Raw genomic sequence first — 25,871 nt, forward strand, 5'->3', positions numbered from 1 at the left:
CTGTATGGTCAGTCATAAAATCAAGCCCGGAGCGACCATGGCGCGGCAGGCCCGCACCGAATCCGACCGCGAAGACCGCATGCGCGCCATCCGCGCGGCGGCGCTGGACGTTTTCGCGGCCAAGGGCTTTTCCGCCGCGCGGCTCGAAGACGTCGCCAAGGCGGCGGGCGTCGCCAAGGGCACGATCTATCTTTATTTCAAATCCAAGGACGACCTGCTCGAAGCCATCGTAAAGAGCACGATCGGCGTGACCTTGCAGAATGTCGAGCTGGCCGTCGCCGCCTCCCCCGCCCCCGCGAGCCAGCTGCTGAGGCTGGTGGGTCAAGCCATCGCCGCCGCGCTGCAAGACCCCGACCGCAGGCGCGTCCTGCATCTGGTGCTTTCCGAAGGCGGACGCTTCCCCGGGCTCGCCGAATTCTACCATCGCGAGATCATTTCGCGCGGCATGGCGATGATCCGGGCCATTGTCGCCAAGGGCCTCGCCAGCGGCGAATTCGTCTCCGACGAGCCCGCGCGTTTCCCGCATCTGGTCATCGCGCCCGCGCTCGTCGCGGTGATCTGGAGCGTCGTCTTCGCCCCTATCGAGCCGCTCGATTCCCGCGCGCTGATCGAAGCCCATTTCGACCTGCTCACCCGCGCCCTCACCCAGAAAACCAAATGAAAAACCGGCTCAAATGGATCGCGCCGATCCTCGTCCTTCTGGCGCTCGTCTGGCTTGCCAGCAAGGTCTTCGCGCCCTCCAGGCCGCAGGATCTTTATACCGGCTATGTCGAAGGCGACCTCGTGCAAATCGGCCCTATCGAGGGCGAGCGCCTGCTGCGGCTCAATGTCGAGCCCGGGGCGCAGGTCGCCAAGGGCGCGGCGCTCTTCACCATGGCGACGCCCGTGCTTGACCAGCAGCGCGCCGAGGCTCAGGCGCGCGTCGAACAGGCCGAAGCCAATCTGAAGAATTTTCAGGCGGCGCTGCAACGGCCGGAGCAGATCGCGGTTCTGCGCGCGGGCGTGGAGCGCGCCAAGGCGTCGCTGGTCCTGTCGCAAACGGAATATGACCGCCAACAGGCGATGCTGCCCCGGGGCGCGACCACCTTCGCCGCGCGCGACCAGGCGAAATTCGCGCTGGACCGCGACAAGGCGAGCCTCGCCGAAGCCGAACGCCAGATCGAGGCCGGGCTGCTGCCGTCGCGCAACCAGGAAATCGCCGGTGCCGAAGCCGCCGTCTATCAGGCGCGGGCGCAATTGGAGCAGGTCGACGTGCGCATCGCGCGCCAGTCTGTTTCCGCGCCCGCCTCCGGCATTGTGCAAGACGTCTATTTCTGGCCCGGCGAAATCGTCGGCGCCGGCCAGCCCATTCTCGTCCTGCTGCCGCCCGAGAACCGCAAGATCCGTTTCTTCGTTCCCGAGCCGCAGCTCGCGCGCCTTTCCCTCGGCGCGAAGATCGCGGTCGCCTGCGACAATTGCCCGCCGAGCCTCAATGCGCGCGTGACCTTTATCTCCCAGCAGGCGGAGTACACCCCGCCGGTGATCTTCTCGCTGCAGGAGCGCGGCAAGCTGGTGTTCCGCGTCGATGCGCGGCTCGACGATCCCTCCGTCATTCTGCCGCTCGGCCTGCCGGTCACGGCGCGGCTCGTCGCGGCGGAGGCTGCGAAATGAGCGAGGCGCCGGAAATCGTCATCGACGTGCGCGGACTCAACAAGAGCTTCGACGGCAAGAAGGTGGTCGAGGACCTGTCGATGCAGGTGCGGCGGGGCCGCATTCATGGCTTTCTCGGCCCCAATGGCAGCGGCAAGACCACGACCATCCGCATGTTGTGCGGGCTGCTGACGCCCGACAGCGGCGAAGGAACCTGCCTCGGCTTCGACATTCTCACCCGGCAGCGCGAGATCAAGCGCCGCACCGGCTATATGACGCAGCGCTTTTCGCTCTATGCCGATCTCACGATCCGCGAAAATCTCGAATTCATCGGCCGCGTCTATGGCCTGCGCGACCCCGCCGCTCGCGCGGGCGAGGCGATCGAGCGGCTCGGCCTTGGCGGGCGCGCCAACCAGCTCGCGAGCGAATTGTCAGGCGGCTGGAAACAGCGCCTCGCGCTCGGCGCCTGCATTATGCCGAGGCCGGAACTGCTGCTGCTCGACGAGCCGACCGCGGGCGTCGATCCCAAGGCGCGGCGCGATTTCTGGGACGAGATTCACCAGCTCGCCCACGAGGGCCTGACCGTGCTCGTCTCGACCCATTACATGGACGAGGCTGAGCGCTGCCACGAGATCGCCTATATCGCTTACGGCCATCTGCTGGCGCGGGGGACCGTGGCCGAAATCATCGCCCAGTCGCATCTCTCCACCTTCGTCGTCTCCGGCGACGATCTGGCGGCGCTCGCCGAAATCCTGAAACAAACTCCCGGCGTGGACATGGTCGCGCCCTTCGGCGCCAAGCTTCATGTCGCGGGCCGCGACGCCGCCGCGCTAGACCGCGTCGCGGAACAATTCGCGGCGCCGGGCCTCGTCTGGGAGCGCGACGCCCCCAATCTCGAAGACGTCTTCATCGACATGATGAGCCGCGCGCGGGACAATTATTCATGAGCGCCGCGCGCGAAAAAGCTTCGTTTCTTCCCGCCGCGCTGGAGCGGCTCTATGCCGTTTTCGTCAAGGAGCTGATCCAGCTGCGGCGCGACCGGCTGACCTTCGCCACCATGATCGCCATTCCGGTCATGCAGCTCATCCTGTTCGGCTTCGCGATCAATTCAGACCCCAAGCACTTGCCGACCGCCGTGCTGGACAATGACCACAGCGCCTTCTCGCGCCTCTTCATCACGGCGCTGAAGGCCACGGATTATTTCGACATCCGCTACGCGCTCTCCGCTCCCGAGGAGATTGATCCGCTGCTCCTTTCCGGCGATGTCAATTTCGCCATCGAGATTCCGCAGGACTTCGCCCGGAAGCTGGCGCGCGGCGAAAATCCGGCCATTCTCGTGGTCGCCGACGCCGCCGACCCGACCGCCGTCAATGGCGCGGCCATGGCGCTGAACGGAATGGCCGCGCAGGTCTTCACACGCGAATTGCTGGGGCCTTTGCAGCGGCTCTCTTCCAAGCCCGCGCCTTACGAAGTGCGCCTGCAGAAGCGCTACAATCCGGCGGGCGAGACGCGGCTGAACATCGTGCCGGGCCTCGTCGGCACCATTCTCACCCTCACCATGCTGATTTTTACCGCGCTTTCGGTGACGCGCGAGGTCGAGCGCGGCACGATGGAATCTCTGCTCGCCATGCCGATCAATCCGGTCGAGATCATGCTTGGCAAGATCCTTCCCTATGCCGCCGTCGGCTTCCTCCAGATGGCCCTCATCGCCTTCGCCGCGCGCTTCATCTTCAAGGTGCCGGTGGTCGGCAATCTCGGCACATTCGTCACGCTGACGATGCTTTTCATCGTGGCGAATCTCTCCGTGGGCTATACATTCTCGACCATCGCCAAGAACCAGCTGCAAGCGATGCAGATGAGCTTTTTCTTCTTCCTGCCGAGCATCCTGCTGTCCGGCTTCATGTTCCCCTTTCGCGGCATGCCGGACTGGGCGCAGGACATCGGCTCGATCCTGCCGCTTACCCATTATCTGCGCATCGTGCGCGGCGTGATGCTGAAAGGCGCGGGCTTCGCCGATCTCGCCGCCGACACGGCGGCGCTCGGCGCCTTCACCCTCGCCGCCATGACCATTGCGGTCCTGCGGTTCCGCCAGACGCTGGACTGACCTTGGGACGGACGCATGATGGGTGAAAGTCTGCAGGAAATTCTCGTCATGCTCAGCGTGGCGATGCTGGTCGCCATGGCCGCGCGGCGCGTCAAGCTGCCCTATACAATCGGCCTCGTCGTCGTCGGCGCGCTGCTCGCCTTTTCCAGGATCGACGTCGGCCCGGACCTCACCTCCGAACTCATCCTCGACCTCATCCTGCCGCCGCTGCTGTTCGAGGCTGCTCTGGCCCTGCGCTGGCGCGACCTGCGCGCGGATCTGGCGCCGATCCTGACCTTCTCAATCCTCGGCACGATCCTCGCCATGGCGGTCGTGGCGATGGGGCTGGTCTGGCTGCTGGACTGGCCGCTCGCCCCGGCTCTGGTGTTCGGCGCGCTGATTTCCGCGACCGATCCGGTGGCGATCATCGCCATGTTCAAGGACAACAGGTTTCACGGCCGCCTCAGCCTGCTGGTCGAGGCCGAGAGCCTGTTCAACGACGGTGCCGCCGCCGTGCTGTTCGCCCTCGTCCTCGCCTGGATCCAGGCCGGCGAACACGCCCCGGGCGCGGCCGAGACGGCGCTGACGCTCGCGCGCATCGTCGGCGGCGGCATTGGAATCGGCGCGGCGGCAGGCGCCGCGGCCATTCTGCTGTCGCGCGGCACGTCGGAACATCTGGTCGAGCTGACGCTCTCCACCATCGCGGCCTTCGCGTCCTTTCTGGCGGCGGAAAAGCTTCATGTCTCGGGCGTGCTGGCGACAGTCACGGCCGGGTTGATCATGGGCAATTTCGGCGTGTTCAGCCCGGGCGAGCGGTCCTTCCTCAGCCAGCGCGGCCGTGAGGCCATGACCAATTTCTGGGAATTTGCGGCCTTCCTCGCCAATTCCGTCATCTTCCTGCTGATCGGCGCCAATGTCGCGGTCATGCATTACGAGCATTACGGTCGAGGCGTGATCGCCACTATCATCACGCTGGCGCTCGCAGCCCGCGCCGCCGCCGTCTATCCGCTCAGCTTCGCCTTGCGCGGCGCCAAAAACGCCGTCTCGCTACCGGAGCAGCACGTCCTGTGGTGGGGCGGATTGCGCGGGGCGCTCGCCCTCGCGCTGGCCCTGTCTCTCCCGGCCGCCTTGCCGCTGCGCGACGAGATCATCGTCGTCACCTTCGCCGTGGTCGCTTTTTCCATCGTCGTGCAGGGCCTGACCATGCCGCCCTTGTTGCGGCTGCTGGGCTTCCTGCCCAATCCGGATTGAGGGCGGAGATCACGACGCGTCGGCGCCCTCCCGGGCTTCGGCCCCAATTCGCTTGCCCTTGAATGTCACGCTCTTGAGGCGCAGCCCCGCCTTGTCCTCAAAGGCGTCGGCGCGAAGCTTCAGCTCGCCGTCCTCGACGCGAACGCCCAGCAAGGCGTAAGCGGCGGAGGTCATGCGGGCGGCGGCGCCGGTGTACCAGGCCCAGCCGCCGCGCCCCTCATAGCCCGGCCCGTCATAGACATCCGCCGGCTGCTGATGCGGCGGCAGGCCGTAGAGGTCGATCTTGTCAGGGCTGGTCTTGGTCAGCGGCGACAGCGATTCCCAGACCTGGAACGCCCGGGCGAGATCCTGCGACGCCTGCGCGGAATCGCCTTCCGCCGCCGCCTTTTCGGCAAGCCTGACCAGCGCGTCCACGAACCAGGACGAGCCATGGGTATATTGGCCGCCGTTTTCGCGCACGCCGGGCGGGTAATCCGCGCTGCGGCCCGGGAAGGGCTTGGAGTTCTCGTCATAGGGCGGCGTCACCAGCAGCACGCGGTCGCCCTTGTCGAGGGCGGCGAGGCCGTTTTCCAGCGCCTTGCGCCCGCGCTCGCTCTGCACGGCGCCGGAAAGCGTCGGCCAGGCCGAGGACATGGCGCCGAGCGGCAGGAATTCCGCGCCGTCGTCGCCGAAGGCGCGCACGAAGCGGTCGCCGCGCCAGCAGGAATCGAGCGCAGCCTGCAAGTTCAGCGCGCGGTCACGGTAATCCTCGGCGAGTTTCGCCTGCCCGCGCGCCTCGGCAATGGGCGCGAAACGCGTGAGGACGTCATAAAGGAAAAAGCCGACCCAGACGCTCTCGCCCTTGCCCCGGAAGCCGACCAGATTCATGCCGTCGTCCCAATCGCCGGCGCCCATCAGCGGCAGGCCGTTCTTCCCCATATTCCCCAGCGAATGTGCAATGGCTCGGCGGCAATGGTCGAAAAGGCTGGCGCGCTCATGCGAAAGCGTCGGCGCGACCACCGCGCCCTCGACGCCGCGCGGCAGGTCCTCGGCTTCGACGAAGGGCAGGATCTCGTCAAGAATGGCGCTGTCGCCGGTCGCCGCGACATAACGCGCAGTGACATAGGGCAGCCAGAGATGCGGATCAGACGCATGGGTCCGCTCGCCAATGCCGACATCGCCTGACGGCGCCTCATGCCACCATTTCAGCACGTCGCCCTCGACGAACTGTTGGCGGCCATGCAGCAGGATCTGCTTGCGCGCCAGTTCCGGCGCGAGCGCGACCAGCGGCAGCACGTCCTGCAATTGATCGCGATAGCCATAGGCGCCCGAGCGCTGCGACGGGCCGGTGCGTCCCCACAGGCGGGCGGTCAGCAATTGATAGGGCAGCCAGTCGTTGACGAGTCGGTCGAATTCGGGCCGGTTGGTTTCGATCCGCAGGGTCCCGAGCAGATCCTCCCAGAATTTTTCCAGCGCCGAGAGTTTCTCTGTCGCGAAATCGAGCGAGGCGGCGCGCGCGGCAAAGACTTGCGCGGCTTCGAGCGTGGGCGCGGCGCCAAGCACGACACAGACCCGCGCCTCGCCGCGGGGCGGCGCGGCGATCACGCCGGAGAAGCCTGCGGCGCGGCGCCCGTCGTCCTCCGCGCCAGCGTCGGCATGGCCGAATTCGGCGAGGAAAGGCAGCAGAGGATCGCTCACGGCGCGGCCAAGGATTTTGGCGCGCGACGTTTCGCTGCAATCGGCGTCGAGCGAGGTCGCGACAAAGGCCCAGCCGCCGACGAAGGCGTTGCCCGGATTGGCGAAATAGAGCGCGTTTCCGCTCGGGTCGGCCTGCGTCCGGACGGCGCCGAGAGCGTCGGGCGGGGTTTCGGCCAGAATGATCTCCAGCATCGGGACCACGCGGTAGAATTGTTCGCGGTCGGTGTGGTTGCGCAAGGTGAGCTGAAGCACTTCAACCGCCTCGTCGGGCGCGACGAAACTCGTCAACTCCAGACCGAGGCGCGGGCTCTCGCTGCGATGGATCGCGTAACCGCGCCCGAAGGCCGCCTCGTATCGCGTGTCGGCGCGGCGCAGGGGCAGCAGGGTCGCGCAATGCGCCTCGCCATTTTCCTTTTCGACCACATAGATCGCCTGTCCGGGCGGGGCGTTGCGACCCTCGCCCATGCGGAAGGGCGTCAGGCTGTTGGCGCGGGCGTTGCGATGGAAGGCGAACAGATCGCCATCATGCGAGGCGACGACGCCGAGACCATGCGGTCCCGCCATCACATGGGCGAAGGGACGCGGCGCGCCCGGCGCCGTCTTTACTTCGCGGCCATCGGCCGAGAAGGCGAAGCGCGGCCCGGCGGGAACGATGGCCGGCGCGAGCGCGCGGCGGCGGGCGAAGGTTTCCGCCAGTTCGTCGGGCGCGAGCGTCGCGCCGCCATTCCGCTCGATGAGCTTCGCGGCGACGGTTTCGTTTTCGGCCCAGCCATCGAGGAACACCAGTTCGATCGCGCCCTCGGCGGGCAGATCGACCTCCAGCATCAGGGCGGCGCAGGGCTCGAACGTATAGAGCAGGCCTTCGTCGGCGGGATCGCGCAGGGTCAGGCCTTGCGCGAACACGTCGGGGTCGCGGCGCTGGCCGAGGCCGAAGAAACGGCTGCGCGAATCCTCATAGCCGATCAGCCGCGCCGCTTCATTCGGCAGCGCGGCGTGGAAGGCGATCTCGCGCGAAAGGCGCTTGTCGGCGAAGTCGCCGGCCTGGTTCTTCAGCAGGCGGTTGCGGGCGAAGATCGCCCCGAGCGGGCGCACGAAAAACGTCCCGACATGAAGTGCGTTATAGGCTGCGTCGCGCCGCTCGACGCCGCCCTCGTTCATCACCAGATCGCGATAGCTGGCGACGCGCAGCTTGCGTGCGATATTGAGCTGGTTGGTCAGCCGAACGCGCCAGATCGCGACGGCCTCGCCTTCCGCCATTTCGACGACGGCCTCGCAGCGCAATCCTTCCCGCTCGCCGCGCAAAAGGGCCTGGACTTTCGACACGCTCTCGAAAACGCCGAAGCCCGCGCCGGTCGGCGCCTTTCCGAGCGACCACAGGCGCGGCGCGGCGCCATCCTGCGCCTCGCTGAAATAGAGGAAGGCGCCGCGCGGCAGGATCGGATCGTCCGCCGCGCGGGTCATGTCGATCGGCGGTCCGCGCCGCGCCGCCGTCTCGACGCGGAAGAAGCCCTGCCCGTCGCGCCCCAGATTCAGCGTGAGCAGGCCGTTGCCGACCGCGCCTGTCGCGGCGGCGCTTTTGGCCCCTGCGCGAGGCCGGGTCAGGATGAAGATCGTCAGTGCGAGGCAGACGCCAAGCGCGAACAGGCCATAGCCGATCAGCAGGCTGGAGAGCGGAGAGACCGGCCCTTTCGCCGCGGCTTCCGCGCCGCTCCAGGCCTTGTCCCATTCGGCCCCGCGCGGGATGTAGAAGGGAATGAGCAGCGGCGCCCAGGTGCCGAAGCGGCGGATGCCTTCCGGGATCACGCGAGACCGCGCATTGGCGCCAAGGAAGCGCGCGGCGCGCTCGTCCGCCATGTCGCCGCCGACGAAGGACAGATTGACCAGAGTGGCGACGCGAAGGCCCATGTGGTCGAACCAGATCAGCACGCGCAGCCAGTCATAGGTCAGCAGCGCCGTGAAGACGGCGAGGCTCCAGTCGTGGAACTGCGAGGGCGGCAGCGCCGCGCTCATATAGGTCGCGACCGTCGTGCGGATCAGGCCGTCCTGATTGTACCATTGCGGATCTGGCGCGACCTTGAGGAAGGCGTAGATGATCGGCGCCATCCACAGGCCCCAGCGCAGCACCACGATGGCGTTGTCGGCGAGCGCCCGCGCGCCGTCAGCGCTGAACAGCTGGCGCAGCGGCGCGAGATCGCGCTTCAGCAGCGCCGTCAGGAAGAAGATGTTGATGCTGAACAAGGGCGCGGCGAAAATCCACTGGATCACGCCCGAGAGCGATTCCAGATAGAGCAGTTTCACGCCGCCCTCGACCATGCCCATATTGGTCGCGCCCCATTTCGAGAAGAAGGGCGTGATGACGTAAGCGCTTTCGGCATGGCCCAGCGCGCCGTAATTGACCGCGACGTGATCGAAGAAATGGGCGCGCACAACGCCGAGCTGGCCAAGGTCGAAATACCACGAGATCGCGCCGCCGAGCACCCCGCCAAGCAGAGCGCCAAGGGCGTAGGGACGCCAGCCGCGCAGGCGCGCGCGCAGGCCGCCGGCCATGTCCGAGAAATCGCCATAGAGCAAGGCGCCGACATAGGCGAGCGCGCCCACCGCGAAGCCGAACAGGAAGCGCTCGTCGCCCGGCGCCGCCGGCAGCTCGCGCCCGAAAGCCTGCAACAGGCCGACTCCGCAAATAGCGCCCACGCAAAAATTGCTCGCGGAATGATATTGCGCGGCGAGGCGCTTGTGGAAGGGCGGCGTGGAATCGGTCGATTCCAGAATGGTCCGCGCCAGCGGGAACAGCAGCGCGCCCGCGACCGCCGCGCCGATCGAGCCGGAGCGCAGCAAAAGCGAGACCGCCTCGGGCTGGCCGATGAAGGCGTCGAACGCCAGCAGCAGGCCGATGAAGACCGCGCCATAAACGGCGCCCTTGGCGGCGCCCGTGCGCCAGATTTCATAGAGCTTGCGCCCGACCGGCGGCGCATCGTGCAGGATGTCGCCCAGCACCGCCGTGACCAGATAAACCTCGGCCCAAAGCCCTGCCTGCGCGAGCGCCGCGGCGAAAGCGGAAACCGCGATGCGCAAAGGCGCCACGAGCGCGGCGACGAAGGGCGTCGAGCCGGCCGCGGCGATCGGCGGCGTGGCGGCGGCGCAGAAAGCGGCCAGCAGCAGCACGCCGTGAAGCAGCGCGCCATGAAGCAGCGCGCCTTGGGCCATGCGCCGGCCCATGGCGAGACAGGCGCCATAGACCACGGCCTCGTTGACGACGAAGAGAACGAGGCCGCGCACAAAGACGCGCGCCAGCGGCAGCGGCGCGCCAAAGGCCAGCGCGCCCGCCGCGCGGTCGAGCAACGGCGAGCCGAGGCCAAGCAGGAGATTGAACACGAAAGGCAGCACCAGCAGGGCGACGCAGGCTTCGACGCCGGTTCGCTTTCCGCGCGTCATCCAGCCCAATAACGCAGCCGCATAATAGAGCAGGATCGCGACAAGCCCCCCGACCGGGGAAAGGCGCAGGATATCGGGATAATTCTGCGGCGCGGCCCAGATCGCGAGGTGCGGATCGACCGCGAGGCCGAGCGCGGACAGGACGAGGAAATCGACGACAAAGGCGAGCCGTCCCCGACCGGCGCCCGAAAGCGCGACCGAAAAGCCCAGCAGCGCCAAAGCGCCCATCGCGCCGCCATAAAGAGCGGTTGACGCCGCGCCCTGGCTCGACGCCCAAACCGCGCCGACCAACAGCAGGGCGCTCAGAAAGCGCAGGAGGCCATGTTGCGCGGGCGCGGCGAATCTGGACGGAGCGGGAGCCAACATTCTGAGCCTTCGCGTTTGATCTGGCGGCGAGCGGAAAGGGAATCGGCCTTTTCAGGCGGCCATGATAGTGCAGTTTTGGCGAATTCTGCGGCATGACCCGCGCCGAACGGCGAATTTGCCTGTCCTTTCAACAACAGTTTGGCCTTTTAGACGAATACAGCTAAAGGAGAAGCCGCGCCGACGCCCTCACGGCGCCGTCGGAATCCCCGTCCATGCAGTTTCTCGTCGTCGTACTCGCCGGCTTCGGCGCGGGTTTCATCAACGCCCTGGCGGGAGGCGGCTCCTTCCTCACTTTTCCCTCGCTGATCGCGGCGGGCCTGCCGGCGATCGACGCCAACGCCACCTCGACCATCGCGCTCTTTCCCGCGCAGGTGGCGACGACTTTCGCCTATCGCAGCGGCTTGAAGAAATCGCTGGAAGACCCGCGCATCGACGGCAAGATGCTTGCGATCATCTCGCTCGTCGGCGGCTTTCTCGGCGCCGTCCTGCTGCTCGCGACGCCCGAACAATTCTTCGAACGCGCCGTGCCTTTCCTGCTGCTCGGCGCGACGCTCGTCTTCGCTCTGGGCATGGTCATGCCCCAGCATGCCGAGAAGCAATTGCTCAGCGCGACGGGCGTGCTGGTCGCCCAATGTTTCGTGGCGATCTACGGCGGCTATTTCGGCGGCGGCATCGGCATTCTGATGCTGGCGGCGCTGACGCTTTACGGACTGAAGGACATCGTGCTGATGAACAGCCTGAAAATGCTGCTCGCCACGCTGATGAACGCCACCGCCACCGGCGTCTTCCTGTTTTCCGGCCGCATCCATTGGCTGGAGGCGATCATACTTTCCGCCGGCTCCATCGCCGGCGGCTTCGCGGGCGCCCATGCCGGATCGCGCATTCCGCCGCTTTATGTGCGCCTGTTTGTGATCTTCATCGGCTTCGCGCTGAGCCTGCACTTCTATCTCAAGGCCTTCTGACCGGGAGTTTGCCGCCATGTCCACCTTGTCCGCTTTGCCCGCGAATATGCGCGAAATCTTTTTTGACGGCGCCGGCGGCCCGGAGGTGATCAAACTGCGCGAGGCGCCGGTCCCCGCGCCTGGCCCGGGCAAGGTGCTGGTCCAGGTCGTCGCGGCGGGAATCAACCGCCCCGACTGCATCCAGCGCGCGGGGCTCTATCCGCCGCCGCCCGGCGAGAGCGAAGTCCCCGGCCTTGAAATCGCCGGCCGGGTCGTCGCGCTCGGCGAAGGCGTGGACAATGTAAAGATCGGCGATGAAATCTGCGCGCTGGTCGGCTCGGGCGGCTATGCGGAATTCTGCCTCGCCGACGCCGCGCTCTGCCTGCCCAAGCCGAAGCTTCTGAGCCTGATCGAGGCGGCGGGCGCGCCTGAAACCTTCTTCACCGTCTATGACAATGTCTTTACGCGCGGCGCGCTGAAACCCGGCGAGACCTTTCTGGTCCATGGCGGGTCGAGCGGCATCGGCTCGACCGCGATCCAGCTCGCGAAACATTTCGGCGCGCGGGTTTTCGCCACGGCGGGATCGGCGGAAAAGGTCGAATTCTGCAAGAGCCTCGGCGCGGATGTCGCGATCAATTACCGCGAGCAAGATTTCGTCGCCGAAGTGAAGGCGCTCACCGGCAAGAAGGGCGTGGACGTGATCCTCGACATGGTCGGCGGCCCCTATCTGCAGAAGAACGTCGCGGCGCTGGCGCCCGATGGCCGTCTGGTGCAGATCGCCTTCCTGCAGGGCAGCAAGGTCAAGGATTTCGACTTCATGAGCGTGATGCTCAAGCGCCTGACCCTCACCGGCTCCACACTGCGCTCGCGCCCGCTGGCGACCAAGGCCTCGATCGCCGCCGGCTTGCGGGACAAGGTCTGGCCCCTGCTCGACAGCGGCGCCGTGAAGCCGATGATCCACGCGCGTTTCCCGCTGGAACAGGCCCGCGCCGCCCATGAGCTGATGGAATCCTCGGCCCATCTCGGCAAGATCGTGCTGCTGACTGGAAATTAATACCAAGACCCACAGGCAAAACTTGTGGGGCTTGGTTAGGCGCGACTGCGCCGCCGAGCTTATGCGAGGGATTCCTTGACCGCGACTTGTCGCGGTCAAGGAGAAATAGTTCAAGTCAGCCCACGCGCACGGGGAAAATCTCCGCCGTCAGCTGCACATTGTTGCCAAGGCCGTAATAGAAGGACGTCGGCTGCGAAACGAGGCGCAGGAACAGAAACAGGCGGAAGCGCAGCTGCCGCCACAGGTCCATCTTGCGCGCGGGCAGCAGGTTTTCATGCGCGACATGCACGATCCAGCGCCGGTGCTGCGGCGGCAGGTCGATCTGCTGGTGGCGGGCGAGGTCCTCCAGCCATTTTTCCACATCCGGCTCCTCCATGAAGCCGAACCGCAGATCGACGCCCATGATGCCGCCGCCATCCGGCGCGCGGTGAAAAATTGTCACCCTGTATCGATTGTCCTCGACATAGGGCGTCTTGACGTGGGTGACCTCGACGAAAATGAGGTGGCGGGGCAGGACGCCGCAGCGATCCCACATCATTTGCGCGATCACCGGCGCGCGGTCGTCCAGCGAGGTAAGGGTCTTCGGCGACATCACCACGGCGCTGCGATCGATGAAGGATTTGCTCGCGCGATATTTCTCGACCAGTTCCGCCATGGTCATCGTAGCCTTGGCCTTATAGGCGGCGAAGGTCGCCTTGCGGCCCCAGCGCCCGCGCGGCAAATGACCTGAATCAGCCCTGGTGGCTCATCCTTTGGCCATGCCCTCGAAAGCGGCGTAGCTCGAAACGAGCGTCAGGACCAGTTGGCGCGTTTCATGATCCCGAATGCGGGCGAAATCGCGCAACAACCGCTCTTCGTCATCGGCCGCGCCGGCGTCATCGTCCGTCAGCCGCACCAACCCCGCCGCCGTCACCGAGAACCCGTCGAAAAACGCCGACGGAGGCGCCCGCAGGACGCGCGACAACACCCGCATCAGATCGGCGGAAATGCGCTCGCGGCCTTCTTCGAGATCGTCCAGGCGGCCGGCCGAAATCGCAAGCATCCGGGACAGGACGTCCGGCGACACCCCCTTGGACTGCCGCAGGAAACGCAATCTGGCTCCGACATGCCGGTCAATGAAATTAGAGGTCTTCATGGGATTTTTCACAAAATCGAAATGGCGCAACCGGCCCTCCCCGGCGCCCTTCTCGCGGCCTTGCAGGTCGCTCCGGAGGCCGGACGGGAATGCGCCTTCATTTAAATAAAATTCTACAAAAACGCCGAGCCGACGCAACTTAATGAAGCGTTAATCATGAATTTAAGCACTTTATCACGTTAGGTAAGCAAACAAGGTTAAATACTTAACAGCTTCTCGGAAGCAATGCTTTACACCCGCCCGTCGTTCCGACCAAAGACGTCAAGGTTAAGCGGCGACGGCGATGAACATTGCTGCGTCGAGCAGGAAGGCGCCGTCGTCTTCTATCGCGAAATAGGCGCGGGTTTCGGCGCTGGCCTTCTGCTGCAACAGACGGATCGCCGCCGCCAGCGGGGCCGGCGTGCCGATGCGACTCGTCCAGACGGCGAAATCCATGCGCAACCGCCAGTTCTCGCAGGACTCGAGGGAAAAGCCTGCATCCGCCAGCATCGCGCGCCATTCCGCGACGCTGTAATCGCGCACATGCGAGACGTCGCGCAGCAATTCCACGGCCTGGAGATGGGTGTCGAGGGCGGGCTCGCCGGGCGAGACAATGTCGATGAAAATTGCCGGGGCGCCCGCGCGCAACACGCGGCGGGCCTGCCGCAGACCAGCGGACGCGTCGCGCCAGTGGTGGGCGGAGAAACGGCTGGCGACAAAGTCGAACGAGGCGTCGGGGAACGGCAGGCTTTCCGCCGAGGCCAGAAACGTTTCGACATTGCTCCAGCCGCGGCGTTCCGCTTCGGCGGCGACGACCGCCAGCATATCCGCCGACAGGTCGACCGCCGCGACGGCGCCCGAGACGCCGGCCAGAGCGTAAGCGACGTGCCCGCCGCCGGCCCCGAGGTCGAGCGCGCGAGCCGGCGCAATGCGCGCTGCGCGCGCGGTCAGCGCGGCGAGATCGGCGCCGCCCGCATGGACGGCGCTTTCGACATAGGCCCGCGCGTGAGCGCCAAACTGCCGCTCGGTCAGAGCGTCGTGATCCTGTGTCACGGCGATCCTATTCCCCCCGCCATTGCGGCGGCCTTTTGGCGAGGAAGGACTCCATGCCTTCCTGAAAATCGGCGCTGCGATAGCACATGACGACAAGGTCCTCGCCCGTCTCCATCGGCGGACGCAGTCGCAACAGAGCCTCCTTGGTCGCGCGCAAGGTGAGCGGCGCATGGCCCGCCACGGTTTTCGCCAGTTCCTCGGCGCGGTCCGCCAGCGCCTCGGGCGCGACGATTTCGCCGACCAGGCCGAACAGCCGGGCCTCATCGGCGTCGATCAGCCGGGCGGTGAAAAGCAGGTCCTTGACCCGCGCCGCGCCGATGATGTGCGCAAGACGGCCGTAATTGGCCACGGACAGGCAGTTGCCGAGCGTGCGCGCGATGGGAAAGCCGAATTTGGCGTTGCTCGCGGCGACGCGCAGGTCGCAACAGGCGGCGATGGCCGCGCCGCCGCCGGTGCAGGCCCCGGCGATGGCCGCGATGGTCGGCGCGCGGCATTTTTCCAGCGTGGACAGCACGCGCTCGATCTTGACCTCGTAATCGACGGCGTCCTGCGCCGATTGCAGGGCGCGAAATTCCGCAATATCCGTGCCCGCGGCGAAGGCCTTGTCGCCCGCGCCATAGATCAGCAGCGCGCGGATCGAACGATCCTCGTTCGCCTTTTCGCAGGCCTCGCGCAAATGTTCGTACATTTCGAAGGTGAGCGCGTTGCGCGCTTGCGGGCGGTTGAAAATGAAATGCGCGATGCCGTCGCGGTTCTCGAACAGGGTGACGTCCGTCAAATGTCGCGCTCCTCTGACACGCGCTTGGGACGTCAGGGCGCCTCCCCACGCGCGGAAAAATCCTTAATCCCGGCATAGGCCGAGCCGAAAGCTTATTCAACTTTTCGCTGCGCGACCCGCTCCTTGGGGTCAACCGTCGGCACCGTGGTCTGGCAAGCCGCCCATGGTCGTTTTGACGCATGCTAAAGTATAGTTCCTCAGATAGGCCTTAGAATTAGGCATATTGTTTAGTCTCTTGAACCATGCCTTTCGGATAAGCATCGCGGAATTGAGACTCCGCTGAGATTTTTGTCACAGCGCATCGCATCCGGATTCCTGAATCGACTATGAAAGGCCGCAGATATGGAAATGAAGATCGCTGAAACGGCGCCGGCGCCGGCCACTCTGCAATTTCAGAAGCGGCAGGAAAAAGACGCGACCATGGCGGATCCGGCCCTTGCCCCGGCTCTCGGCAATCCCGCCGTGGTCGGCCTCGGCGCCTTCGGCCTGACGACCATGATGCTGCAATTCCACAATCTCGGCTGGGTCGGCCTCGCGCCAGTGATCTGGCTTGGATTCATCTTCGGCGGCGCCGCGCAGATGATCGCGGGCTTCCAGGAACAGAAGATGGGGAATAATTTCGGCTATGCCGCGTTTTCCAGTTATGGCGCCTTCTGGATCACCCTCAGCGCCTATCTGCTTGCGTCGACCAGCGGCGTGAAGATGCTCGCGCTGACCGAAAACGACCTCGGCTTCTTCCTGTTCGGCTGGACCTTGTTCTCGGCAGGCCTGTGGATCGCCTCGATCAAGGTCTCCAAGGTGATGTTCCTGTGCTTCACCCTTCTGATGATCGGCTTCGTCAGCCTCGACCTGGTGAACTGGGGCCATCCGGAACTGAAGCTTTTCGCGTCCTGGGTCCTGATTTTCTGCGCGCTGTGCGCCTGGTACATGATGTTTCACATCATTTTCCACAGCCTGTTCGGCCGCGACGTCCTGCCCGTCGGCAAGCCGCTGGTTTGACAAGAGACGGATCGGGGACCGCAGGCGGTCCCCGATTTCACATGCCGTGATAATCGCTGGACGGCTTGATGCGCGGGCGGGCGATGCGGACGTCGCGCGCTGCGTAATCCTTCAGGTTCACATAGATCATCGCCGTCATCAGCGCGTCCGAAAAAGCGTCGTGCTGGTTGAACAGCGGCAGATTCAGGTCGCGCAGAATATTGGCGAAGGTCAGGTCGATCTGGGTGCCGGGCGGCGCGTCGCCATATTTGCGCTCGTAATACAGGCCCGACACTTCGATGCGCGGATTGGGCAAATGGATGCCCAGCAGTTCCGCGACGTCATTGTTCAGCATCGCGATGTCGAAATCGACGTAATAGCCGAGCAGCGGCCGCCCCCCGATAAAATGCAGCAGATCGGGTATGATCTCGATCATGGGGCGCGCATTGCAGACGTCAATCTCGCGCAGGCCATGGACCTTGATCGCCGCCGCGGCGATGGCCACGCGCGGCCGCGCCACAGCCTGGAACGTCTCGCTCGCCAGGATGCGGTCGCCCCGGATCTTGATCGCCGCCACCGAGATGATCTCGTCGCGGCTCGGGTCGAGGCCGGTCGTTTCGCAATCGATCGACACCACCTCGTCCGGCGGGCCCGGCTCGAACAAGAAGCCATAGCTCTTGTCGCGCAGAGTCACATGATCCAACTTCCGCATCAGCCAGCGCAGAGCCATGACGGATCCCTAGAACATATGCAGGTTGAAACGGCGGCGGACCAATTCGCGCAATTGCTTCACGACCTGGAAGGAATCGCGCAGCAAGTCGCGATCCATGCTGGTCAGCGTCGCCGGCTTCAGCAGGCTGGCGCTCTTGGCCGCGTCGATCTGCGCGTCGAGGCGGATGGTCATGAGATAATCGAGCGCGCGGGCGAGATCGCGCGCGAAGTCCTCCTTGATCAGCCCGAGCTCCGCCAGTTTCGCCAAGCGCTTGAAGGTGTTGGTCTCCTCCAGCCCCTGCTCGATGGCGAGCGAGCGCACGCCATGGACGATCGGGAAAATGCCGCCCTTCTTCAGGTCCAGCGCATCACCCTCGCCTTCCGAGGTCTTCAGCGTGTTGAACAGGCCGATCGGCGGCTCGAACGCCTCGATGGCCTTGGCGAATCGCGCGAGGCATACGCGCTCGTTGACGATCTTTTCGACGAGATCCTTCTTTGCGCGCGCCAGCAGCGAGGCATCGCCCGCCACGGCCTCGGCGTCGAAAAAGATCGCGATATTCATGGACGACTGTTCGTCGGGCGTCGTCGTCCAGGATCTGAAATCGGAGATATATTCGGCGATCGTGCGCGACCACAGCGGGTTGTTGACCATCACATGGCCGGGACAGGGCGGGAAACCGAACTCCGCCAGCGCGCCGGAGAACTGCTCGCGGAAACGGTTCAGCGCCGCCTCGTCGATTGGCTCGGACAGGATCAGGCCATTGTCCTGATCGGTGCGGATGGTCTGTTCGCCACGGCCCTCGCTGCCCATCACGATGAGGCAGGCCTTGTCGCGCATTTCAGGCGGACACAGGAGATCGAACAATTTGGCGAAGAGGCGGCGGTTCAGGTCCGAGATGATTTCCGCCACCACCTCGAATTTCACGCCCTGCCGGCGCAGGGGCCGCACCTGCTCGGCGATCTGCTTGGCGGCCGCGCCCAGTTCCGGCAGGGTCGAGGCGCGATCGATGCGGCCGACGACCAGCTGGGAATTGCCGGCGAAAAAGCTCAGCACATTGATGTCTTCGAGGATGCCGATGTAAAGGTCGCCCTCTTTCACTACGATGCGGCGCTTGTTGTATTTCGTCATCAACAGGAGCACCTGCGAAACGAATTCATCCGGCTCGACGGTGACGAGATCGAAATTCGCGATGCTCTTCACCGGCTCCTCGATGGTCATGCCCTTGAGCACGACCGCCTTGGACAGATTCATTCCGGTGATGACGCCGGTGCGCCCGCCGTCGCGCACCAAAAGCGCGTTGCAGTCGATGTCGCGCATGATGCGGCCGGCCGAGGCGATGCTCTGGAACGAGTCGATGATCGCGGCGGGCATCAGGTAAAGATCCCTCACTCGCGCGCGCATCATGGATTCGATCTGACTCGATTCATCCTTTTGCGCCAGAGCTTCGAGCTTGCGCGATATGTCGCTGTAGAAGAAGGCGCCGAAGCGCGGATTGGAATTGATCAGGCGCAGCACGTCCGCGCGGGGCGCGAGGGCGCAAAGGGTTTCCTCGCGCGCGGTGAAGCCGCTGACTCCGACGCCCTGAACGACGGCGCGACTGTCGAAGAAATCCTTGGGACCGAGCAGGCCGACCAGTTCGCCCTGCTCGCGCTCCTCGATGCAGCCCTTGATGACGATATAGAGACCTTCCGGGGCCGAGCCCTCGGCGATGATCGTCTCGTTGGGGCGGAAATAGGCGACATCCATTGCGCCGCGCAGGGATTCGGCTTCTTCGGGAGTCAGGCGGTCGAAGGGGGCCGTCGCATTGTCTAGTATGACGGACATGGTCACATCGCCGTAAATCGACGGCGCATTGGTGAAAATTCGGGGAAGACGAAAAAGGGCGCGGCTGATTCAGCCGCGCCCCGATCTTGCTTAGTGGGCCGACGCGCCGGCGGCCCCAATGCCCGTCTGCGAGCGGACATACTGGGCGTCGAAGCCGGCCCGGTCCTGAGCGCCGCGCGCACTGGTGTCCAGCTTCGAGAACAGCCAGATGCCGGCGAAGGCGATGGCCATCGAGAACAGCGCGGGATTGCTGATCTGGAACATCGCCGAGCCCTTCGGATAGCCCATGGTGGCTTCCCACACCGCCGGCGAGAAGATCACGCCAACCAGCGCCGAGATGAGGCCCAGGAAGCCGCCGATCACCGCGCCGCGGGTCGTCATGCCGCGCCACATCATCGACATCAGCAGCACCGGGAAGTTGCACGAGGCCGCGATCGAGAAGGCCAGACCGACCATGAAGGCGACGTTCTGCTTCTCGAAGATGATGCCGAGGATCACGGCGATGACACCGAGAACGACGGTGGCGATCTTCGAGACGCGGATTTCGTCCTGTTCGTTGGCCTTGCCGCCCTTGACGACGGTGGCGTAGAGGTCGTGGCTGATCGCCGAGGCGCCCGCCAGCGTCAGGCCCGACACGACCGCAAGGATCGTGGCGAAAGCCACCGCCGAGATGAAGCCCAGGAAGACGTCGCCGCCGACCGCGTCCGCGAGATGAATCGCAGCCATGTTCGAGCCGCCCCGGATGCCCGCCAGACCTTTGGCCGCATCGGAGAGGAACATCGGATTGGTCGAAACCATCACGATCGCGCCGAAGCCGATAATGAAGGTCAGGATGTAGAAATAGCCGATGAAGCCCGTCGCGTAGAACACCGACTTGCGCGCCGCCTTGGCGTCAGCCACGGTGAAGAAGCGCATCAGGATATGCGGCAGGCCGGCGGTGCCAAACATCAGGGCCAGACCCAGCGATATGGCCGAGATCGGATCGCTGATCAACGTGCCGGGCTCCATGATGGCCAGATGCTTGGGATGCACTTCGACCGCCTTGGCGAACAGCGCCGCGGGGCTGAAGCCATAGGCCGACAGAACCATGAAGGCCATGAAGGACGCGCCGGCGAGCAGCAGGCAGGCCTTGATGATCTGCACCCAGGTCGTCGCAACCATGCCGCCGAAGGTCACATAGACGATCATCAGCGCGCCGACACCGATCACGGCGTACATATAGGGCAGGCCAAACAGCAACTGGATCAGGGCGCCGGCGCCGACCATCTGCGCGATCAGATAGAAGGCGACGGTGACCAGCGTGCCGCAGGCGGCCAGAATGCGGATCGGCGTCTGCGAGAAGCGGAACGAAGCCACGTCGGCGAAGGTGAATTTGCCGAGGTTGCGAAGAGGCTCCGCGATCAGGAAGGTCACGATAGGCCAGCCGACCAGCCAGCCCACCGAATAGATCAGGCCGTCATAGCCGTTCAGATAGACCAGGCCGGAAATACCGAGGAAGGACGCCGCCGACATGTAATCGCCAGCGATGGCGAGGCCATTCTGGAAGCCGGTGATGCCGCCGCCCGCGGTATAGAATTGCGCGGCGGATTTGGTGCGCTTGGCCGCCCAATAGGTAATGCCCAGCGTGAACAGGACGAAGATCGCGAACATGGCGATCGCGGTTAAATTGGTCTCCTGCTTTTCGACCTTGCCCGCGATAGCGTCGGCGTAGGCCGACGAAGACAGGGCGGCGAGGGCCGCCGCCAAAATGAGAGACTTGAAGCGCGACATCACTTGCTCTCCTCGACGATCTGGCGATTCAATTCGTCATAGCGGGCGTTGGCCCGGACAACATAGAAGCCGGTGAGGACGAAAGCGGAAACGATGACGCCGAGACCGATCGGAATGCCGATTGTGGTGACGCCATTCGGCGAAATCGGCGTGCCGAGAAACGCCTTGTTGAAGGCGACGAGCAGGATGAAGCCGAAATAAATGGCCAGCATGACCAGGCTGAGCGTCCAGCCGAGCTTCTTGCGCGTGGCCACGAGCTCCTGAAATTTCGGATTTTGTTCGATTTCTAATGCAGTTGCGGCCATTACGGCACCTCCCAAGTTCCAGAGGCGTGTTTTCGTTGGTTCTTTTCGCCTGCGCGGCGCTCCCGACTGGACGCGAGAAGAGACCTTGACCGAAATACGCTCACTGCGACTTGTCTAACCCAGCCACTCCGCCAAAGTGAGTTAGCACTTTGTCGAACATCTTCGATTAAAAGCGCCGCAAAAGAAACGCCGCACCGCGGAAAGAGCTGCGGCGCGGCGGAAAAAGATCTTGGCGCGGGATCGCGTGAAGGCGGAGGGCGCCCCCCGCTCAGGGCACGACGCGCACCGCGCCTTTGGCGGCGCTGGTAGTCAAGGCGGCATAGGCGCGCAAGGCCGTGCTGAGGGGACGGTCGCGGCCTTCGGGCTTCCAGGCGTCCTTGCCCTTGGCCTCCATCGCGGCGCGGCGGCGCGCCAGCTCCTCGTCAGCGACGTCGAGGCGCAGCACGCGATTCGGAATGTCGATCTCGATGCGGTCGCCGGTCTCGACGAGGCCGATCAGGCCGCCCTCCTCCGCCTCCGGCGAGACATGGCCGATGGAAAGGCCCGAGGTGCCGCCGGAGAAGCGCCCGTCGGTGATGAGCGCGCAGGCTTTGCCGAGGCCCATACTTTTCAGATAGGAGGTCGGATAGAGCATTTCCTGCATGCCCGGCCCGCCGCGCGGCCCTTCATAGCGGATCACGACCACGTCGCCCGCCTTGACCTTGCCGGACAGAATGGCCTGCACAGAATCGTCCTGGCTCTCGAACACCAGCGCGGGGCCGGTGAACGTCAGGTTACTGTCGTCGACGCCCGCCGTCTTCACGATGGCGCCCTCCTCAGCCAGATTGCCGAACAGGACGGCGAGACCGCCGTCCTTGGAGAAGGCGTGCTCGGCCGAGCGGATCACGCCCTTGGCGCGGTCGTCGTCGAGCGCGTCGTAGCGGCGCGACTGGCTGAAGGCGACCTGGGTCGGAATGCCGCCGGGCGAGGCGCGGAAGAAGGTGTTGAGGCCGATGCAGTCATTGCGCTTGATGTCCCACTTCTTCAGCGCGGACTCGAGGCTTGCGCTATGCACGGAACGGACGTCGCGGTTGAGCAAGCCGGCGCGGTCGAGCTCGCCGAGAATGCCGAAAATGCCGCCCGCGCGATGCACGTCCTCGATATGGACGTCCGGCACGGAGGGCGCCACCTTGCACAGCACCGGGACACGGCGCGACAGGCGGTCGATATCCGCCATCTGGAAGTCCACGCCGCCTTCATAGGCGGCGGCGAGCAAATGCAGCACGGTATTGGTCGAGCCGCCCATGGCGATATCGAGCGTCATGGCGTTCTCGAACGCCTTGACGGTGGCGATGCTGCGCGGCAGCACGGACTCGTCGTCATGCTCGTAATAGCGGCGGCACAGCTCGACCGCGGTGCGTCCCGCCTGCAGGAACAGCTCCTTGCGATCAGAATGGGTGGCGACAATGGTGCCATTGCCCGGCAGCGACAGGCCGAGCGCCTCGGTCAGGCAGTTCATGGAATTGGCCGTGAACATGCCGGAACACGAGCCGCAGGTCGGGCAGGCCGAGCGCTCCATGGCGGCGACGTCCTCGTCGCTGTTATGTGCGTCCGCCGCCGCGACCATGGCGTCGATCAGGTCCACGGCCCTGGTCTTGCCGCCGATCACGACCTTGCCGGCCTCCATCGGGCCGCCGGAGACGAACACCGCCGGAATATTAAGCCGCAGCGCCGCCATCAGCATGCCGGGGGTGATCTTGTCGCAATTGGAGATGCAGACGAGGGCGTCGGCGCAATGGGCGTTGGCCATATATTCCACGCTGTCGGCGATGATCTCGCGCGAGGGCAGGCTATAGAGCATCCCGGAATGGCCCATGGCGATGCCGTCATCGACCGCGATGGTGTTGAACTCCTTGGCGACGCCGCCCGCCGCCTCGATCTCTCGGGCGACCAGTTGGCCGAGATCCTTGAGATGGACATGGCCGGGCACGAACTGGGTGAAGGAATTGACCACCGCGATGATCGGCTTGCCGAAATCGCCGTCCTTCATGCCGGTGGCGCGCCACAGGCCGCGCGCGCCCGCCATGTTGCGGCCGTGGGTCGAAGTGCGTGAGCGATATGGAGGCATGTTTCTGGTCCGAGGTCTGGGATTTGAGCCTCTCCTACTCCTTTGTGCGCGGCGCGTCCATGAGGGGAGCGAGAGGATCTGCGCCACGAAAAAACCGACGCCTGACGGGACCGGTTCATCTCCTGTACAGGTCAAGCGGGCGACAAGCTTGCTGCAATCGGAGCATGTGACATGAAAATCTCACGCGATTGGGCTACGCCCTTCACCATCGGCGCCTTCGGCCTGATGGCCGCCACCGGCCTCTTGATGTTCTTCCATTTCGACACCGGTCTCAACAAGATCGCCCATGAATGGCTTGGCTGGGTGTTCATCGCCGGCGCTGGCCTCCATGTCGCGGTCAACTGGAACGCCTTCAAACGCTATTTCGTCTCCAGCGCTGTCGGACGCGCGGTCATCGCCCTGTTCGCCGTTGTCCTGCTCGCTTCGTTCGTCCCGCCAGGCGGCGCCAAGAGCGCGTCGCCGCCGGTTCTGGCCATGAACGCCGTCGCGCGAGCGCCCCTCTCCGCCGTCGCGCCGCTCACTGGCCGCCCGGTCGATTTTCTTGTCGCGCAATTGCGGAACGCGGGTTTTGACATTTCCGGTCCGGACGCCAGCATAGCCGGCGCGGCCGGCGCCAGCCGCGACGCGCGGGGCAAGGCCATGGCCATCCTGTTCGGCGGCGCGAGCGATTGAGCGGCGTCGCCGAAGCCCGGGCTTCCTTTTGCGGCTCGCCGTCCTTAAAACGGCAACGAGAAACTGCGGAGACCCTTGGCTTGACGATCTGCGACACCGAAATAACCGCCTCGGACAATTTCCGCGCCGCGCTTCGCTCCAGCGCGCAGGCCGCGATCGACTGGCTGCTCGCGCGGCAGAAGCCCGACGGCCATTGGGTCGGCCGCGCGGAATCCAATGGCTGCATGGAGGCGCAATGGCGTCTCTGCCTGTGGTTCCTGGGACTGGACGACCACCCGCTCTGCGCGCGGCTGGCGCAATCGCTGCTCGACACGCAGCGCCCGGACGGCGCCTGGGAGATCTATCACGCCGCGCCCAATGGCGACATCAACACCACCGTCGAGGCCTATGCGGCCCTCCGCGTCTCCGGCTATCCGGAAGACCATCCGGCTCTGGTCAAGGCGCAGCGCTGGATCGAGGCCAAGGGCGGGCTGCGCAATGTCCGCGTCTTTACCCGCTACTGGCTGGCGCTGATCGGCGAATGGCCGTGGGAGAAGACGCCCAACCTGCCGCCGGAGGTGATCTGGCTGCCGCTCTGGTTCCCGTTCAACATCTATCACTTCGCGCAATGGGCGCGGGCGACGCTGATGCCGATCGCCGTGCTGTCCGCGCGCCGGCCGAGCCGGCCCCTGCCGCCGCAGCGCCGCCTCGATGCGCTCTTCCCCGGCGGACGCGAGAATTTCGACTTTGACCTGCCGCCCAAGAAGAACGCCGGCGGCTGGGACCTGTTCTTCCGCAAGACCGATACGGTACTGCACGGCTTGCAGGAGTTCGGCCACAAGCATGGCCTGAGTCTATGGCGCGGCGCGGCGGTCCGCCACGTGCTGGAATGGATCATCCGCCATCAGGATTCCGACGGCGGCTGGGGCGGCATCCAGCCGCCCTGGATCTACAGCCTGATGGCCCTGCATGTGGAGGGCTATGCGCTCGACCATCCCGTGATGGCCAAGGGGCTGGACTGCCTCAACGATCCCGGCTGGCGCGTCGATGTCGGCGACGCCACCTTCATCCAGGCGACCAACAGCCCGGTCTGGGACACGATCCTCACTTTGCTCGCCTTCGACGACGCCGGCGCGCCCGCCCCGCAATCCGAGACGGTGGAAAAGGCGGTGGATTGGGTCCTGAAGCGTCAGGTTCTGGTTCCCGGCGACTGGTCGGTGAAGCTGCCGGGAGTGAAGCCGGGCGGCTGGGCCTTTGAATACGCCAATAATTCCTACCCCGACGTCGACGACACCGCCGTCGCGCTGATTGCGCTGGCGCCCTTCCGCGACGACCCGAAATGGCGAGCGCAGGGAATCGAGGAGGCGCTGCAGCGCGGCGTCGACTGGCTCATCGCCATGCAGAGCGAAGGCGGCGGCTGGGGCGCCTTCGACAAGGACAACACCAACCAACTGCTGACCAAAATCCCCTTCTGCGACTTCGGCGAGGCTCTCGACCCGCCCTCGGTGGACGTCACAGCCCATGTCGTCGAGGCTTTCGCGAGGCTCGGCATTTCGCGCCATCATCCGGCCATGGCCCGCGCCTTGGCTTTTCTCTGGGCGCAGCAGGAGCCGGACGGCTCGTGGTTCGGGCGCTGGGGAGTCAATTACATCTATGGAGTCGGCGCGGCGCTGCCGGCGCTCGCCGCCGCCGGCGAGGATATGGGCCAGGCTGCGATCAGCCGGGCCTGCGACTGGCTGAAATCCCGCCAGCAGGATCACGGCGGCTGGGGCGAAAGCTGCGCCTCCTACATGCAGGCCGAAAGCGCCGGACGCGGGACCGCGACCGCCTCGCAGACGGCTTGGGCCTTGATGGGGCTTGTCGCCGCAAATCGCCCGCAGGATCAGGCAGCCATCGCGCGCGGCTGCCAGTTCCTGATCGAGCGCCAGAGCGAGGGAACCTGGCCGGAGCCGGAATTCACCGGAACCGGCTTCCCCGGCTATGGCGTCGGCCAGACCATCAAGCTGAACGACCCGCTGCTTTCGGAGCGGCTGCAACAGGGGCCGGAGCTGTCGCGCGCCTTCATGCTGCGCTATGGCCTCTATTGCCATTATTTCCCGCTGATGGCGCTGGCCCGGGTTTTACGCGCCGCGAAAACCGCCTGACG

At 65.2% G+C, this 25,871-nt stretch carries 20 protein-coding genes; 10 read left to right on the forward strand and 10 right to left on the reverse strand.

The features are described 5' to 3' along the window. Positions 1-37 precede the first annotated feature (37 nt). The 5 genes from QM467_RS09120 to QM467_RS09140 are packed head-to-tail and all read left to right on the forward strand — an operon-like array spanning position 38 to position 4,963. On the forward strand, positions 38-661 hold the full coding sequence (locus tag QM467_RS09120; protein ID WP_283365995.1) for a TetR/AcrR family transcriptional regulator: 624 nt from the start codon (positions 38-40) through the stop codon (positions 659-661). After that, entirely contained in the window at positions 658-1,650 is a 993-nt protein-coding gene (locus tag QM467_RS09125; protein WP_283365996.1) for an HlyD family secretion protein, read from the forward strand. The genes QM467_RS09120 and QM467_RS09125 overlap by 4 nt, the downstream gene beginning before the upstream one ends. Further along, the gene (locus QM467_RS09130) at positions 1,647-2,576 is read left to right on the forward strand and encodes an ABC transporter ATP-binding protein (RefSeq protein WP_283365997.1); all 930 of its coding nucleotides are present in this window, start codon (positions 1,647-1,649) and stop codon (positions 2,574-2,576) included. The genes QM467_RS09125 and QM467_RS09130 overlap by 4 nt, the downstream gene beginning before the upstream one ends. Next, positions 2,573-3,733 carry an ABC transporter permease gene (locus tag QM467_RS09135; RefSeq protein WP_283365998.1) on the forward strand — a complete coding sequence of 387 codons (1,161 nt, stop codon included), beginning with the start codon at positions 2,573-2,575 and terminating at the stop codon, positions 3,731-3,733. The genes QM467_RS09130 and QM467_RS09135 overlap by 4 nt, the downstream gene beginning before the upstream one ends. 15 nt (positions 3,734-3,748) lie before the next feature. Beyond that, entirely contained in the window at positions 3,749-4,963 is a 1,215-nt protein-coding gene (locus tag QM467_RS09140) for a cation:proton antiporter (RefSeq protein ID WP_283365999.1), read from the forward strand. Positions 4,964-4,972: 9 nt separating this feature from the next. Here QM467_RS09140 and QM467_RS09145 read toward each other — a convergent pair whose 3' ends face one another. Beyond that, entirely contained in the window at positions 4,973-10,438 is a 5,466-nt protein-coding gene (locus QM467_RS09145; protein WP_283366000.1) for a GH36-type glycosyl hydrolase domain-containing protein, read from the reverse strand. A gap of 212 nt (positions 10,439-10,650) precedes the next feature. Here QM467_RS09145 and QM467_RS09150 point away from each other — a divergent pair, with 212 nt between their 5' ends. Both QM467_RS09150 and QM467_RS09155 read left to right on the forward strand, forming a co-directional pair. Continuing rightward, the gene (locus QM467_RS09150; RefSeq protein WP_283366001.1) at positions 10,651-11,400 is read left to right on the forward strand and encodes a sulfite exporter TauE/SafE family protein; all 750 of its coding nucleotides are present in this window, start codon (positions 10,651-10,653) and stop codon (positions 11,398-11,400) included. A gap of 16 nt (positions 11,401-11,416) precedes the next feature. Beyond that, positions 11,417-12,433, forward strand: coding sequence for an NAD(P)H-quinone oxidoreductase (locus QM467_RS09155; RefSeq protein WP_283366002.1), 1,017 nt, complete (start codon positions 11,417-11,419; stop codon positions 12,431-12,433). A 115-nt stretch (positions 12,434-12,548) separates the two neighbouring features. Here the strand turns inward: QM467_RS09155 and QM467_RS09160 are convergent, their stop codons facing one another. The 4 genes from QM467_RS09160 to QM467_RS09175 form a co-directional block, all read right to left on the reverse strand. Continuing rightward, positions 12,549-13,154 (reverse strand): KUP/HAK/KT family potassium transporter, encoded by a 606-nt coding sequence (locus QM467_RS09160; protein ID WP_283366003.1) that lies wholly within the window; start codon positions 13,152-13,154, stop codon positions 12,549-12,551. 24 nt (positions 13,155-13,178) lie between these two features. After that, entirely contained in the window at positions 13,179-13,568 is a 390-nt protein-coding gene (locus QM467_RS09165) for a helix-turn-helix domain-containing protein (protein WP_283366004.1), read from the reverse strand. A 267-nt stretch (positions 13,569-13,835) separates the two neighbouring features. After that, positions 13,836-14,606 carry a class I SAM-dependent methyltransferase gene (locus QM467_RS09170; protein WP_446737755.1) on the reverse strand — a complete coding sequence of 257 codons (771 nt, stop codon included), beginning with the start codon at positions 14,604-14,606 and terminating at the stop codon, positions 13,836-13,838. Position 14,607: 1 nt separating this feature from the next. After that, entirely contained in the window at positions 14,608-15,378 is a 771-nt protein-coding gene (locus QM467_RS09175; RefSeq protein WP_283366006.1) for an enoyl-CoA hydratase, read from the reverse strand. A 348-nt stretch (positions 15,379-15,726) separates the two neighbouring features. On the opposite strand from QM467_RS09175, the gene QM467_RS09180 reads away from it, so the two are divergent. Next, positions 15,727-16,377: an acetate uptake transporter gene (locus QM467_RS09180; protein WP_283366007.1), complete on the forward strand. Its 651-nt coding sequence runs from the start codon at positions 15,727-15,729 to the stop codon at positions 16,375-16,377. A 37-nt stretch (positions 16,378-16,414) separates the two neighbouring features. Here QM467_RS09180 and QM467_RS09185 read toward each other — a convergent pair whose 3' ends face one another. The 5 genes from QM467_RS09185 to ilvD form a co-directional block, all read right to left on the reverse strand. Beyond that, the gene (locus QM467_RS09185) at positions 16,415-17,086 is read right to left on the reverse strand and encodes a 3'-5' exonuclease (RefSeq protein WP_283366008.1); all 672 of its coding nucleotides are present in this window, start codon (positions 17,084-17,086) and stop codon (positions 16,415-16,417) included. Positions 17,087-17,095: 9 nt separating this feature from the next. Further along, positions 17,096-18,892 (reverse strand): putative nucleotidyltransferase substrate binding domain-containing protein, encoded by a 1,797-nt coding sequence (locus QM467_RS09190; protein WP_283366009.1) that lies wholly within the window; start codon positions 18,890-18,892, stop codon positions 17,096-17,098. A gap of 90 nt (positions 18,893-18,982) precedes the next feature. After that, entirely contained in the window at positions 18,983-20,662 is a 1,680-nt protein-coding gene (locus QM467_RS09195) for a cation acetate symporter (RefSeq protein ID WP_283366010.1), read from the reverse strand. After that, positions 20,662-20,967, reverse strand: coding sequence for a DUF485 domain-containing protein (locus QM467_RS09200; protein WP_283366011.1), 306 nt, complete (start codon positions 20,965-20,967; stop codon positions 20,662-20,664). Before QM467_RS09200 ends, QM467_RS09195 begins: the two co-directional genes overlap by 1 nt. A 268-nt stretch (positions 20,968-21,235) precedes the next feature. Beyond that, positions 21,236-23,074, reverse strand: a complete 1,839-nt coding sequence (gene ilvD / locus QM467_RS09205; protein WP_283366012.1) for a dihydroxy-acid dehydratase — start codon at positions 23,072-23,074, stop codon at positions 21,236-21,238. A 171-nt stretch (positions 23,075-23,245) separates the two neighbouring features. Between ilvD and QM467_RS09210 the strand changes: the two genes are divergently transcribed. Together QM467_RS09210 and shc are read left to right on the forward strand one after the other, a co-directional pair. After that, positions 23,246-23,746: a DUF4405 domain-containing protein gene (locus QM467_RS09210; RefSeq protein WP_283366013.1), complete on the forward strand. Its 501-nt coding sequence runs from the start codon at positions 23,246-23,248 to the stop codon at positions 23,744-23,746. An 80-nt stretch (positions 23,747-23,826) separates the two neighbouring features. Next, positions 23,827-25,869, forward strand: coding sequence for a squalene--hopene cyclase (gene shc / locus QM467_RS09215; RefSeq protein ID WP_283366014.1), 2,043 nt, complete (start codon positions 23,827-23,829; stop codon positions 25,867-25,869). Positions 25,870-25,871: the final 2 nt, after the last annotated feature.

Source organism: Rhodoblastus sp. 17X3 (genome assembly GCF_030056575.1).
GTDB lineage: Bacteria > Pseudomonadota > Alphaproteobacteria > Rhizobiales > Beijerinckiaceae > Rhodoblastus.